At 72.1% G+C, this 12,717-nt stretch carries 13 protein-coding genes; 8 read left to right on the forward strand and 5 right to left on the reverse strand.

Translation table 11 applies throughout. The features are described 5' to 3' along the window. The first annotated feature begins 1 nt into the window (after window position 1). Together AB0B55_RS11880 and AB0B55_RS11885 are read left to right on the forward strand one after the other, a co-directional pair. Window positions 2-961: a hypothetical protein gene (locus tag AB0B55_RS11880; RefSeq protein WP_357171672.1), complete on the forward strand. Its 960-nt coding sequence runs from the start codon at window positions 2-4 to the stop codon at window positions 959-961. Beyond that, window positions 958-2,226, forward strand: coding sequence for an adenylosuccinate synthetase (locus AB0B55_RS11885; RefSeq protein WP_357171673.1), 1,269 nt, complete (start codon window positions 958-960; stop codon window positions 2,224-2,226). Before AB0B55_RS11880 ends, AB0B55_RS11885 begins: the two co-directional genes overlap by 4 nt. On the opposite strand, the gene AB0B55_RS11890 is transcribed toward AB0B55_RS11885, so the two are convergent. After that, the gene (locus tag AB0B55_RS11890) at window positions 2,218-2,712 is read right to left on the reverse strand and encodes an Lrp/AsnC family transcriptional regulator (protein ID WP_357171827.1); all 495 of its coding nucleotides are present in this window, start codon (window positions 2,710-2,712) and stop codon (window positions 2,218-2,220) included. The two genes, AB0B55_RS11885 and AB0B55_RS11890, sit on opposite strands and share 9 nt — an antisense overlap. 110 nt (window positions 2,713-2,822) lie before the next feature. Between AB0B55_RS11890 and AB0B55_RS11895 the strand changes: the two genes are divergently transcribed. Together AB0B55_RS11895 and AB0B55_RS11900 are read left to right on the forward strand one after the other, a co-directional pair. Then, on the forward strand, window positions 2,823-3,752 hold the full coding sequence (locus AB0B55_RS11895) for an SMP-30/gluconolactonase/LRE family protein (RefSeq protein WP_357171675.1): 930 nt from the start codon (window positions 2,823-2,825) through the stop codon (window positions 3,750-3,752). Between the two features lie 122 nt (window positions 3,753-3,874). Continuing rightward, window positions 3,875-4,495 (forward strand): DedA family protein, encoded by a 621-nt coding sequence (locus AB0B55_RS11900; RefSeq protein WP_355048429.1) that lies wholly within the window; start codon window positions 3,875-3,877, stop codon window positions 4,493-4,495. Window positions 4,496-4,519: 24 nt separating this feature from the next. On the opposite strand, the gene AB0B55_RS11905 is transcribed toward AB0B55_RS11900, so the two are convergent. Together AB0B55_RS11905 and AB0B55_RS11910 are read right to left on the reverse strand one after the other, a co-directional pair. Further along, entirely contained in the window at window positions 4,520-5,161 is a 642-nt protein-coding gene (locus AB0B55_RS11905) for a response regulator transcription factor (RefSeq protein WP_357132182.1), read from the reverse strand. Continuing rightward, window positions 5,158-6,309, reverse strand: coding sequence for a histidine kinase (locus AB0B55_RS11910; protein WP_357171677.1), 1,152 nt, complete (start codon window positions 6,307-6,309; stop codon window positions 5,158-5,160). The genes AB0B55_RS11905 and AB0B55_RS11910 overlap by 4 nt, the downstream gene beginning before the upstream one ends. A gap of 167 nt (window positions 6,310-6,476) precedes the next feature. On the opposite strand from AB0B55_RS11910, the gene AB0B55_RS11915 reads away from it, so the two are divergent. Then, complete coding sequence (locus tag AB0B55_RS11915; protein ID WP_357171828.1) at window positions 6,477-7,133, forward strand: VTT domain-containing protein; 657 nt, start codon at window positions 6,477-6,479, stop codon at window positions 7,131-7,133. Here the strand turns inward: AB0B55_RS11915 and AB0B55_RS11920 are convergent. Then, window positions 7,108-7,746, reverse strand: coding sequence for a TetR/AcrR family transcriptional regulator (locus AB0B55_RS11920; RefSeq protein WP_355048432.1), 639 nt, complete (start codon window positions 7,744-7,746; stop codon window positions 7,108-7,110). The genes AB0B55_RS11915 and AB0B55_RS11920 overlap by 26 nt on opposite strands. Window positions 7,747-7,814: 68 nt before the next feature. Between AB0B55_RS11920 and AB0B55_RS11925 the strand changes: the two genes are divergently transcribed. The 3 genes from AB0B55_RS11925 to AB0B55_RS11935 all read left to right on the forward strand — a co-directional run bounded on the left by AB0B55_RS11925 (window position 7,815) and on the right by AB0B55_RS11935 (window position 11,294). Then, complete coding sequence (locus AB0B55_RS11925) at window positions 7,815-8,267, forward strand: SCP2 sterol-binding domain-containing protein (protein WP_355048433.1); 453 nt, start codon at window positions 7,815-7,817, stop codon at window positions 8,265-8,267. 1 nt (window position 8,268) lies between these two features. Further along, window positions 8,269-9,483, forward strand: coding sequence for an acyl-CoA dehydrogenase family protein (locus tag AB0B55_RS11930; RefSeq protein ID WP_357171679.1), 1,215 nt, complete (start codon window positions 8,269-8,271; stop codon window positions 9,481-9,483). A gap of 248 nt (window positions 9,484-9,731) precedes the next feature. After that, window positions 9,732-11,294 carry an AMP-binding protein gene (locus tag AB0B55_RS11935; protein ID WP_357129652.1) on the forward strand — a complete coding sequence of 521 codons (1,563 nt, stop codon included), beginning with the start codon at window positions 9,732-9,734 and terminating at the stop codon, window positions 11,292-11,294. Between the two features lie 4 nt (window positions 11,295-11,298). Here AB0B55_RS11935 and purD read toward each other — a convergent pair whose 3' ends face one another. Further along, on the reverse strand, window positions 11,299-12,549 hold the full coding sequence (purD, locus tag AB0B55_RS11940) for a phosphoribosylamine--glycine ligase (protein ID WP_357129649.1): 1,251 nt from the start codon (window positions 12,547-12,549) through the stop codon (window positions 11,299-11,301). Window positions 12,550-12,717 lie beyond the last annotated feature (168 nt).

The following is a 12,717-nucleotide window of genomic DNA, read 5'->3' on the forward strand; positions in this document are numbered from 1 at the left end:
CATGGGCAGTGGAACCTGGTCCACCGACGTGTACGACGCCGCCGACCGCTACCGGCGCTCCACCGGCCGCAGCGCGTTCTCCTACAGCGACAGCGGGGCACGGACCGTGCACCCCGCGCTCGACCCCCGCGACGCGACCCGGGAGAGCCGCGACTCCGCCGAACACCCCCGCTCGACGCCCGTCGCGGTGCTCTTCGACGTGACCGGCTCGATGCGCATGGTGCCGCGGGTTTTGCAGACCAAGCTGCCGCAACTGCTCGGGCTCCTGCAACGGCAGGGCTACGCCAGCGACCCGCAGATCATGTTCGGCGCGATCGGCGACGCCACCTGCGACCGGGTGCCCCTGCAGGTGGGCCAGTTCGAGTCGGACAACCGGATGGACGACGACCTCGGCCGGATCGTCCTCGAAGGTGGTGGCGGCGGGCAGATGAGCGAGTCGTACGAGCTGGCCCTGTACTTCATGGCCCGGCACACCGCCACCGACAACTGGGAGAAGCGCGGCCGGCGCGGCTACCTGTTCGTCATCGGCGACGAACTGGCGTACCAGCGGGTCAAGGCGCGGGAGGTGGCCGGCCTGATCGGTGACAACCTGGGCGAGGACGTGGCGCTGCGCCAGATCGTCGACGAGGTGACCCGGCGGTGGGACACCTACTACCTGCTCCCCGCCGGCAGCAGCCACGCCGGCAACACGAAGGTGCTCGACTTCTGGCGGGACCTGCTCGGGCAGAACGCCGTCGTGCTCGACGACCTGGACGCGGTCTGCGAGACCATCGCGGTCACCATCGGCCTCGGCGAGCAGGCCATCGACCTGGACGAGGGCCTGCGCCACCTGGACCGCGCCGGCTCCGGCGCCACCGGCACGGTGTCCAAGGCGCTGGCCCGCCTCGGCCGGGGTCGGCGGGCCGAGGTGTCGACGCTGCCGGCGTTCCACGACACCACCGGCGGGGTGACCCGGCTGTGAATCACGTGGCGGTGGTCGACCTCGGCTTCGGCGACGCCGGCAAGGGCACGGTCGTGGACTGGCTCTGCGCCACCCGCCCGGTGCACACGGTGGTCCGCTTCAACGGGGGCGCGCAGGCGGCGCACAACGTCGTCCTGCGCGACGGGCGGCACCACACGTTCGCGCAGTTCGGCGCCGGCACGTTCCACCCCGGCGTCGGGACGCACCTCTCCCGGCACGTGGTGGTGGATCCGCTGGCCCTGGCCGCCGAGGCCGACCATCTCGCCACGGTCGGGGTGGCCGACGCGCTGGACCGGCTGACCGTCGACTCCGAGGCGCTGCTCGCCACCCCGTACCACCGGGCCGCCAACCGGGCCCGGGAAATCGCCCGGGGCGCCGACCGGCACGGCTCCTGCGGGCTGGGGGTGGGCGAGACCGTCGCGTACGGCCTCGCCCACCCCGAGGACGCGCCCCGGGTCGGCGACTGCCGGCGTCCTGCCCTGCTGCGCCGCCGGTTGACGGTTCTGCGGGACCGGCTGACCGTCGAACTCGGCCCGCTGGACGCGCCGCCGGTGCAGGACTGCCTGCCCGCGTACACCGGGTTCGCCGGCCGGGTCGCCATCGTCGACCGGACCTGGCTCGCCGGGGCGCTGCGCTCGGGGACCTGCGTCTTCGAGGGCGCGCAGGGGGTGCTGCTCGACGAGTGGCACGGCTTCCACCCGTACACGACGTGGAGCACCACCACGTTCACCAACGTCGACCGGCTGCTCGCCGAGGCGGGACAGGCCGGCGAGCTGACCCGGATCGGCGTGCTGCGGACCGTCACCACCCGGCACGGTCCCGGCCCGCTGGTGACCGAGGACCCGACGCTGCCCTTCGTCGACGGGCACAACCCGACGAACCCGTGGCAGGGCCGGTTCCGGTTCGGCCACTTCGACGCCGTCGCCCACCGGTACGCCCTCGCGGCGGCCGGCGGGGTCGACGGCCTGGCGCTGACCCATCTCGACCTCGCCGGTCCCGACCTGCGGATCTGCCGTCGTTACGACACCGGCGACCGGCTCATCCCCGGCCCGCCCGGCGACCTGGACCGGCAGGCCGCGCTCACCGACCGCCTGCTGCGCTCCCGCCCGGTGTACGACGACGCTCCGGCCGACTGGGCCGAGGCGGTGGGCGCGGAGTTGGCCACACCGGTGGTGCTGACCTCGCACGGGCCCACCGCCGACGACAAGATCCCGTGCGGTCCGCTGCTCGCCCCACCGGCCCTGGTCGGCTCGGTCTCAACGTAGCGGCGCGTCGGCGTCCGGCGGGTGCGGTTCGCTGGGCTGGTCGAGCACGCTCACCGAACGCTCGAAGAACGTCTCCAGCACGACCATGGCCTGGGTGCCGGTGACGCCGTCGACCCCGAAGATGCGGCGCAGCGCCGCTTGCAGGTCTTCGGTCGTCGCGGTACGGATCTTCACCAGCAGTGATGCCGCGCCGGCGATGATGTGCGCTTCCTGGATCTCGGGAATAGCCGCAAGCGCGTCGCTGGTCCGGGCGTCGCCCATCCAGGAGTCGGCACTGACCATCACGAACGCCGACACGCCACGGCCGACGAGCGCCGGGGAGACGTCGACGGTGGTCCGGCGGATCACGCCGCGTTCGCGCAGTTTGCGTACGCGGTCATGGGCGGAGCCGGCGGACAGTCCCACCGCCTTGGCCAGTGCCGCATAGGACTGGGTGGCGTCGCGCTGCAGCTGCGCCAGCAGCGCGCGGTCGATGTCATCTACCACCGAGGCATCTCCGTTGAACGAAATTCGGTTGACCGGCGCGCCTACCATACCAGGTATGGTTTCCACGTGCCTTTGCCGAATGGTGCTCCGGCGCAAGGGGAGGGATGGCGATGACCGACACTGTTCCCACTGAATTCCGCCTGCTGGATGAGCGGTTCCGTGGCTGCGACGGCGACTTTGTCGTCGAACTGCTACACAGCGGCGCACGCAAGACTGAGGGGCCGGCGTATTTTCCGGCAGGCCGCTACCTGGTGTGGAGCGACATCCCCAACGACCGGATGCTGCGCTGGGATGAGACCACCGGCGCTGTCGGCGTCTTCCGCCACGGCTCGGGCTACGCCAACGGCAACACCGTGGACCGCCAGGGTCGGCTTGTCACGTGCGAGCAGGGCAATCGGCGGGTCACCCGCACCGAGCACGACGGCACGATCACCGTGCTGGCCGACGGCTTCCAGGGCAAGCGGCTCAACAGCCCCAACGACGTGGTCGTCCGCGCCGACGGCACGATCTGGTTCACCGACCCGAGTTACGGCATCCACAACGACTATGAGGGCAACAGAGGCGACAACGAGTTCGACGGCGCCTGTTACGTGTTCCGCCTGGACCCTGCGACGGGCGACATGCGCGTCGTCGCGAATGACTTCAGCCGCCCCAACGGCCTGGCGTTCTCGGCCGACGAACAGCAGCTCTACGTGGTGGACACCCGACAGGACCCGAGTCACATCCGCGTCTTCGACGTCACCGCCGATGGCAGCCTCAGCGGTGGGAAGATCTTCACTGAGTGCGACTTCGGCCGTTTCGACGGCATCCGTCTCGACGACGCTGGGCGGGTGTGGGCGGGGGCCTGGGACGGTGTGCACTGCTTCGATCCCGACGGAACCCTGATCGGCAAGCTGCTGCTACCCGAACCGGTAGCCAACCTCGCCTTCGGTGGGCCGAAACGCAACCACCTGTTCATCACCGCCGGAACCTCGGTGTACTCGCTGCGAGTCACCTTCAACGGCGCCCACTACCCTCCGCCCAGCAGCGAGAAGCAGTGAGCGAGGCCATGCCCCCGAGGTGCGGGAGTTCGTCGCCCGCGCCAAGGGGGTGATCGGATGACCATTCGGCGCAATGTCGGCGAAGCGCCACCGACCGCCGCCGAGCCATCAAACATGGGGGCATGGACGCCCTGCTCGACCTCCTCCGTGGGACGGTCACCTCGCCATGGGTGTACCTGGTGATCTTCGGCCTCACCGCGGTCGACGCGTTCTTCCCTGCGGTGCCCGGCGAGGCCGCCGTGATCACCGCCGGGGTGCTGTCCGCCAGCGGCGGTCACCCCAGCCTCACCCTCGTGATCGTCAGCGCTGGCGTGGGCGCGCTGGTCGGCGACCACATCTCGTACGCCATCGGGCGCGGCGGTGGCGCGAGCCGGCTGGCCCGGCTGCCCGACGGCAGCCGCCGGCGAGCCAGCTCCGACTGGGCCCGCCGCGCGGTGGACCGCCGGGGCGGGATGATCCTGACCACCAGCCGGTACGTCCCGGGTGGCCGGACCGCCGTCACCCTCACCATGGGCGCGGTGGGCTACTCCCGCCGCGCGTTCCTGCTCTACGACAGCATCGGGGCGTTCACCTGGGCCGTGTACTGCGGCCTGCTCGGATACTTCGGCGGGCTGGCCTTCGAACGCGACCCGGTGAAGGGCGTACTGGTCGGGGTGGGAGTCTCCCTCGTCATCACCTTCGGCCTGGAGGGGATCCGGTGGCTACGCCGCCAGGCACACCGGCGCGCGGCCTCCCGCCGGTGATCGCCGCCCGGCCACCGGGGCACGTCACAGCAGGTCGGCGTCGTGCACCAGGATCGCCAACCGCACCCGATTGCCCACGTGCAGTTTCGCCAGCGCCCGGCTGACATGCGCCTTCACGGTGGCCTCGCTCATCGTCAGCCGCCTGGCGATCTCGGCGTTGCCGTGCCCGCGTGCCACCTCCCGCACGATCTCCAGCTCCCGTCCGGTGAGCGCGGCGAGCCGTTCGCGAGCCGCGTCCCGACGGGCCGGACCTCGCTCGGCGAACGAGCTGATCAGCCGCCGGGTCACCGTCGGGGCCAGCATCGCGTGGCCGGCGGCCACCGTACGGACGGCGGCGGCCAACTCGTGGGGCGGAGTGTCCTTGAGCAGGAAGCCGACCGCACCGGCACGCAGCGCCCCGTGCACGTACTCGTCGAGGTCGAAGGTGGTCAGCATGATCACCCTCGGGCCGGCGGCGACCAACTCCGGCGCGACGGTCAGCCCGTCGACGCCCGGCATCCGCACGTCGAGCAGCACCACGTCGGGGCGCAACCGGTGGGCCTGCTCCAGCGCGCCGGCGCCATTCGCCGCCTCGCCGACCACGGTGATGTCCTTCGCCGCCTCGAGGATGAGCCGTAGCCCGGCGCGGACGAGCTGCTCGTCGTCGACGACCAGCACCCGGATCACGCCACACCCGCCAGCGGGAGCAGGGCCCGGACCAGGAAACCGCCGTCGACGGACGTCGCGTCCAGCCGGCCGCCGAGCAGTTCCACCCGCTCCCGCAGCCCGAGCAGCCCTTGCCCGGCACCGGGCAGCTCCGGCCCGGCCACGGACGGACCGTTGCGCACGACGACCTCCAGCCCGTCGGGGAGGAAGCGCAGGCGAACGACCGTTTCGGCGTCGGCCGCGTGCTTGCGCACGTTGGTCAACGCCTCGCGGACGACCCGGTACGCGGTGCGCCCCAACGTCGCGGGCAGTGCGGTCGGCGCGCCCTCGTCCTCCCGGGACACCCGCAGACCGGCGGCACGGGACTCCCCGATCAGCTCGTCCAGCGCGTCGAGCCCCCGCTCCGGCAACAACGCCGCCTCGGCCTGGCGGAGCACACCCAGCACCTCACGCAGGTCGGTGAGCGCCGCCCGGCCGGTCGTCCTGATGAGCGCGGCGGTCTCGACGGTCGCCGGGTTCGCGGCGGTCACCTCCAGGGCCCCGGCGTGCACGACCATGAGCGAGACCCGGTGCGCCACCACGTCGTGCATCTCCCGCGCGATCCGGGTCCGCTCCTCGGCGCGGACCCGGTCGGCGTGGGCCTCCCGCTCGCGCTCCAGCCGTTCGGCCCGGTCCCGCAGCGCGGCGAGAGTGTCCCGACGCGCGCGGATCCAGAGGCCGAAGAGCAACGGAAGCCCGACCAGGCAGACGGCGAGCAGCAGCACGTTGCCGGTGGTCGCGGTGGTGATCCGGCGTACGCCACCCACCTGCTGCCCGACCACGACCCCACCGCCGAGCACCACGGCGACGCCGACGAGGTAGCCGGCAAGTTGGCGGCCCCGCAGCCGCACCCCCGCCTGGTACGAGGCGACCACCCCGGCCGCCGCGGCGGCGAGCACCAGCCAACCAACCGCCGCGACCAGGAACAACGGCCAGCGACGGGTACCCACGGCAGCGCTGGCCCAGCCGGAGGCGACGGCGAGGACCAGCGTGACGACGCCCGGCAGCGGCGAGCGGACCCCGAGGTCACCGGCCGCGCTGGCCCACACCGCTGCCCCGACCACGACCGCGAGCAGCAGCGAGGCGTACCGCTGGAAGGCTCGCCGGACGGCGACGGTGGTGGATGCCACGCAGCGAGCGTAGGGCTTGGTGGACGGGCCGGCCCGCCTCGCGGCACAGGACGGGGGTGTGGTGGGGGAACACCCTGAGCCGTCGTCCGGGCCGACAGCTACCTAAGTAGTGTCGCCCGCCTGACCACTGGCCGATGGCGGGGGCCGCCCCGGACAGCAGCATCAGGATCATGGATCTGCTCGACCTGCTGCACGACACGATGTCCTCGCCCTGGGTGTACCTGGCCCTCTTCGCCATCGCCGTGCTCGACGGCTTCTTTCCGGTGGTGCCGAGCGAGACGGCGGTGATCACGGCCGGGGTGTTCGCCGCCTCGGGAACGCCGTACCTGCCCGCGGTCATCGTGGTGGCCGCCGCCGGGGCGCTCGTCGGCGACCACGTCTCGTACGCCATCGGGCGGGGCGGCGGAGCGCGACTGCTGGGCCGGCTGCCGGCCGACGGCCGACGCTCAAGGGCCATCGACCGGGCCCGTCGGGGAATCGCGACGCGCGGTGGTCTGATCCTCACCGTGGCCCGCTACGTGCCGGGCGGCCGGACCGCGGTCACCCTCACCATGGGTGCGGTGCGGTTCCCCCGGCGACGTTTTCTGGCCTTCGACGCGCTCGCCGCCGGCTCGTGGGGGCTCTACTCGGCGCTGGTCGGCTACGTCGGCGGGCTGGCGTTCGAGCAGGATCCTCTTCGCGGTCTCCTGCTCGGTCTGGGCCTCGCCCTGACGGTGACGGTGGTCGTCGAGGTGGCCCGCTGGCTGCGCAACCGCCGCCGTGCGACGCCGGACACCGAGGCTTTCTCCGCCGAGGCCGTCAGTCGACCGGCGGACGCCAGGTGACGCCGTGCAGAAGCTGGGCGGCGCCGAGCCAGGCCACGTTCATCATCCGGGTGGCCGTCTTCTCCGGGTCGGCCTCCGGGTGGTCGGCGAGCCAGTCGGCCAGCGACTCGGTCGCGCCGACCAGGGCGTACGCGACGACCTCCAGGTCGGTGGGCGCGATCTCGCGACCCTCCTCGCGCAGCGCGTGGTCGAGCATCCCGGCGACCACCTCGACCAGCCGGGCGCGCATGGTGGCCAGTTCACCGGCGAACGGCTGCTCGCCGCGGGCCTGCCGGTAGAGCACCGCCCAGCCGTCGCGGTGCGCGCCCACGAAGCCGAAGAACGCCTTGAGTCCACGCCACAGCCGCTCGTCGGCCGGCAGGTCGGGGGCGGCGGCACCGGCGATGGCCTGCATCATCCGGGTCCCTTCCCGGTGCAGGCAGGCGACGAAGAGCTCCTCCTTGGTGCCGAGGTACGCGTACACCATGGGTTTGGAGATGCCGGCGTCCTCCGCGATCTCGTCCATGCTGGCGGCGTGGAAGCCGCGCCGGGAGAAGACCTTCACGGCCGCGTCGAGCATCTGTTGCTCGCGTACGGCGCGCGGGAGGCGCTTGAACGCGGGAGGCGTGGACACCTTGCGAGCATACCTACTCGTGCGTAGGGTTACGCACGAGTAGCCAAATCTTCCGGAAGGCGCGTCTCATGACTGACTTCGACCCGGCCAACTTCGCCAACGTCGGGCCCAAGGAGTTCGCCCAGCTGGTCAAGTCCACCCCGGACGACAAGATCGCCCAGGTGATGGCCGGCGAGCTGCGCGGCAAGGTCCTCGGTGAGGTGTTCGGCCGGATGCCGTCGCTGTTCCGCGCGGACCGGGCCGGCTCCACCAACGCGGTCATCCACTGGATCATCACCGGTCGCCCCGACGGCGGCAGCGACACCTACGAGGTGGCCATCGCCGACGGCAAGTGCGAGGTGAACGAGACCCCGCAGCACGACCCGAAGCTGAGCCTCACCATGGGCCCGGTCGAGTTCCTGAAGATCGTCTCCGGCGGCGCCAACCCGGTCATGATGTTCATGACCGGCAAGCTGAAGGCGAAGGGCGACCTCGGCCTCGCCGCCAACATCGCCAACCTGTTCGACATCCCCAAGGCCTGACATGGCCGAGTTCTCGCTCGACCTGAACGAGGAACAGCGGGATCTACGCGACTGGGTGCACGGCTTCGCCGCCGAGGTCGTGCGCCCGGCCGCCGCCGAGTGGGACGAACGCGAGGACACCCCGTGGCCGGTGATCCAGGAGGCCGCGAAGGTCGGCCTCTACGGCTTCGAGTTCCTCGCCACCTGCTGGGCCGACCCGACCGGGCTGTCCCTGCCCATCGCCAGCGAGGAACTCTTCTGGGGTGACGCCGGCATCGGCCTGAGCATCTTCGGCACCTCCCTCGCCGTCGCCGCCATCTACGGCACCGGCACCCCGGACCAGATGGTCGAGTGGGTGCCACAGTGCTTCGGCGACGTCGACTCGCCCGCCGTCGCCGCGTTCTGCAGCAGCGAACCCGAGGCCGGTTCCGACGTCAGCGCGATGCGCACCCGCGCCGTCTACGACGAGGCCACCGACGAGTGGGTGCTCACCGGCCAGAAGGCGTACGCCACCAACGGCGGCATCGCCGGAGTGCACGTGGTCACCGCCTCCGTGGATCCCACGCTCGGCTCGCGCGGTCAGGCGGCGTTCGTCGTACCGCCGGGCACCCCCGGCCTGGCCGCGACCCGCAAGCTGCGCAAGCTCGGCCTGCGCGCGTCGCACACCGCCGACGTCTTCCTCGACGAGGTACGCGTGCCCGGCCGCTGCCTGCTCGGCGGCAAGGACGCCCTGGACGAACGCCTGGCACGAGCCCGGTCCGGGCAACGCGCCAGCGGGCAGGCCGCGATGCGTACCTTCGAACTGTCCCGACCCACCGTGGGCGCGCAGGCACTCGGCGTGGCGCGGGCCGCCTACGAGTACGCCCTGGACTACGCCAAGGACCGGGTCCAGTTCGGACGGCCGATCATCGAGAACCAGGCGGTCGCGTTCACGCTGGCCGACATGCGCATGGAGATCGACGCCGCGCGACTGCTGGTCTGGCGGGCCTCCTGGATGGGCCGCAACAACCGCCCGTTCACCGCAGGCGAGGGCTCGATGTCCAAGCTCAAGGCCGGCGAGGTCGCGGTGTCCGTCACCGAGAAGGCGGTACAACTGCTCGGCGGCGCCGGATTCCTGCGCGACCACCCGGTCGAGCGCTGGTACCGCGACGCCAAGATCTACACCATTTTCGAGGGTACGTCCGAGATCCAGCGACTGGTCATCTCCCGAGCGATCTCCGGCATGCAGATCCGCTGACCCTCCGCTCCTCGCGCCCGACCAGCGTCGGGTCGGCGGCCGCTCCGGCCGACGGCCCGACCGGTCGGCGCGGGCCCAGGTCGGTGCCGCCAGACCCGTACCCGGCGATCCTGCTTCTGCCTAACCGTGCCGACTACGTCACCCCACGCCGACGTCGGCTGGGCCGCCCGGCGCGTCGGGTGCATGATCAAGGAAGACGCCCCGCCGGATGGGGCTGTCCGCGCACCGCCCCCAAGGAGGTCTGCGGCATGGACCTGCCGTTCGTCGTCACCACGCTGACCCGTCGCGGTCTGCTCACCCCGGGCCGCCCGGTCCGAATCGCCTCGCAGCTCAACGCGCTGCGTACCTGGGGATGGAGCCTCGCCGGCGAACTACGCCAGGCGGCCGCCCGCGACCCCGGGCGACCGGCGATCATCGACGAAAACGGCGTCGAGCTGACCTACCAGGCGCTCCTCGACCGGGCCGAGCGGATGGCCCGGTCGATGCGGTCCGGGCTCGGCGTACAACCCGGCGAGCGGATCGGCGTCCTCTGCCGCAACCACCACGGGCTCATCGAGACGATCGTCGCGGCGACCCTGCTCGGTGTCGACGCGGTGCTCGTCAACACGGGCCTCTCCGCCGCCCAACTCGCCACCGTCGCCGAGGAACAGCGGCTGCGGCTGTTGGTGCACGACGACGAGTTCGCCGAACGGGTCCTCGGCCTCCCCGCCGAACTGCCCCGCCTCGACGAACGCGCCCGCGAGGAACTGGTGGCCGGGGCGCTACCGGGCGAGCTGCACCCGCCGGAGCGCGACGGCCGGATCATCGTGCTGACCTCGGGCACCACCGGTGCTCCCAAGGGCGCCCGCCGTCCCACACCCAGCGGCTTCGGGCCGCTCGTGTCCATCATCGACCGCATACCCCTGCACACAAAGGACCGGGTGCTGATCGCCGCCCCGATCTTCCACACCTGGGGATTCGCCGCGCTCCAGGTGTGCTTCGCGCTGCGGGCCACCATCGTGCTGCACCGCCGCTTCGACCCGGCCGCCACGCTCGCCGCCCTGGTCACCCACCGCTGCGACGCCCTCTTCGCCGTACCCGTGATGCTCCAACGACTGCTGGAGGTGCCCCCACCGGACCCACGCCCCACGCTCAAGGTCGTCGCGGTCAGCGGATCGGCCCTGCCCGGCGGGCTCGCACCGAAGTTCATGGACGCGTACGGAGACGTCCTCTACAACATGTACGGGTCCACCGAGGTCTCCTGGGCGTCCATCGCCAACCCGGCGGACCTGCGCCAGGCACCCACCACGGCCGGCCGACCACCACACGGCACCCGACTGGAACTGCTCGACAACGCCGGCCAACCGGTCCCGCCGGGACAGGTCGGGCGCATCTTCGTCGGCAACGAGATGCTCTTCGAGGGATACACCTCGGGTGCCACCCGGGAGACCCGCGACGGGTTGCTCGACACCGGAGACCTCGGCCGGCTCAACCCCGACGGACTGCTCTTCGTGGACGGCCGGGCCGACGACATGATCGTCTCCGGCGGCGAGAACGTGTTCCCGTCCGAGGTGGAGGACCTGCTCGCCCAGCTACCGCAGGTACGCGAGGCCGCCGTGATCGGCGTACCCGACCCCGAGTACGGCCAGCGACTCGCCGCGTTCCTCGCCCTGCACCCCGGCGAGACGCTCGACCCCGAGGCCGTCCGCGAGTACGTCCGGCACTACCTGGCCCGCTTCTCCGTACCCCGGGACGTGGTCTACGTGAAGTACCTGCCCCGCAACGCCACCGGCAAGGTCCTCGCCCGCGAGCTGCGCCGCTACTACGGCTGAGAGGTCAGCCCGGGATCGTGATCCGGCCGGCGATCGCGGCCGCGGCGATGTCGGTGCGATGCTGCGAGCCCGCCAACTCCACCCCGTCCACCAGCGCGTACGCCGCCTCCCGGGCAGCCGCCAGGTCGCGGCCGGTGGCCGTACCACAGAGAACCCGGCCGCCGGCGGACAGCAACGCGCCGTCGCCGGCCCGGCGGGCGGTGCCCGCGTGGATGATTCCCGGCCGGTCCGCGCCGGTGATCACATCGCCGGTGCGCGGCGCGGCCGGGTAGCCCTGCGCGGCGAGCACCACGGTGACGGCGGCGCCGTCCCGCCAGCGCAACGGCGGGTGCTCGGCCAGCGTGCCGGTGGCCGCCGCCTGCAACAACCCACCCAGGGGAGTCTCCAGCAGCGCGAGCACCACCTGGGTCTCCGGGTCACCGAAGCGCGCGTTGAACTCGATCACCCGGGGGCCGGCGGCGGTCATCGCCAGGCCGACGTAGAGCAGGCCCGCGAACGGCGTGCCCCGGCGGCGCAGCTCGGCCAGCGTCGGGTGCACCACGTCGCGCATGACGTCGTCGACCAGGCCCGGCGGTGCCCACGGCAGCGGCGCGTACGCTCCCATGCCACCCGTGTTGGGGCCGCTGTCGCCGTCGCCGATCCGCTTGAAGTCCTGCGCTGGCAGCAGCGGCAGGGCGGCCTCGCCGTCGGTGACCACGAACAGGCTGACCTCCGGGCCGTCGAGGAACTCCTCGACCACGACCCGGCCGCACTCCGCGGCGTGCGCCAGCGCGGCGGACCGGTCGTCGGTCACCACCACGCCCTTGCCGGCGGCGAGACCGTCGTCCTTCACCACGTACGGCGCGCCGAACTCGTCGAGCGCACGCGCGGTGCTCTCCTCGTCCGTACAGACGTACGCCCGGGCGGTCGGCACCCCGGCGGCGGTCATCACGTCCTTGGCGAACGCCTTCGAACCCTCCAACTGGGCGGCCTCGGCCGACGGGCCGAAAACGGCGATGCCCTTGGCTCGTACGGCATCGGCGACACCGGCGACCAGCGGCGCCTCCGGGCCGATCACCACCAGGTCGGCTGCGGTCTCCACCGCCAGCGCCGCCACGGCGGCCGGATCGGTCGCGGTAACGGCCTTCAGCTCGGCGACGTCGGCGATCCCCGGATTACCCGGAGCGGCAATCAACGCGTCGACAGCCGAATCGCGAACCAACCCGAGGGCAAGCGCATGCTCGCGCCCCCCACCACCCACCAAGAGAACCCGCACAACGCCCCATCCTACTGCCCACCCAACCCCCCCCCCCCCCCCCCCCCCCCCCCCCCCGCCGCCCCCCCCCCCCCCCCCCCCCCCCCCCAAAACGGGGTATGGCTGCCCATAGACCGATTAAAGCGCCAATACGGCCCCCACCCCAAAAAAAAGAAAGAACCGCCCAGA

Origin of the sequence: Micromonospora sp. NPDC049107, assembly GCF_040648595.1 — a bacterium.
In the GTDB taxonomy this organism is placed as follows: domain Bacteria; phylum Actinomycetota; class Actinomycetes; order Mycobacteriales; family Micromonosporaceae; genus Micromonospora.

Excerpts from the sequence above, each read along its gene's own strand:
- AB0B55_RS11880 (WP_357171672.1), top strand. The coding sequence starts at position 2 with ATGGGCAGTGGAACCTGGTCCACCGACGTGTACGACGCCGCCGACCGC.
- AB0B55_RS11895 (WP_357171675.1), top strand. The coding sequence starts at position 2,823 with ATGACCGACACTGTTCCCACTGAATTCCGCCTGCTGGATGAGCGGTTC.
- AB0B55_RS11900 (WP_355048429.1), top strand. The coding sequence starts at position 3,875 with ATGGACGCCCTGCTCGACCTCCTCCGTGGGACGGTCACCTCGCCATGG.
- AB0B55_RS11925 (WP_355048433.1), top strand. The coding sequence starts at position 7,815 with ATGACTGACTTCGACCCGGCCAACTTCGCCAACGTCGGGCCCAAGGAG.
- AB0B55_RS11930 (WP_357171679.1), top strand. The coding sequence starts at position 8,269 with ATGGCCGAGTTCTCGCTCGACCTGAACGAGGAACAGCGGGATCTACGC.
- AB0B55_RS11935 (WP_357129652.1), top strand. The coding sequence starts at position 9,732 with ATGGACCTGCCGTTCGTCGTCACCACGCTGACCCGTCGCGGTCTGCTC.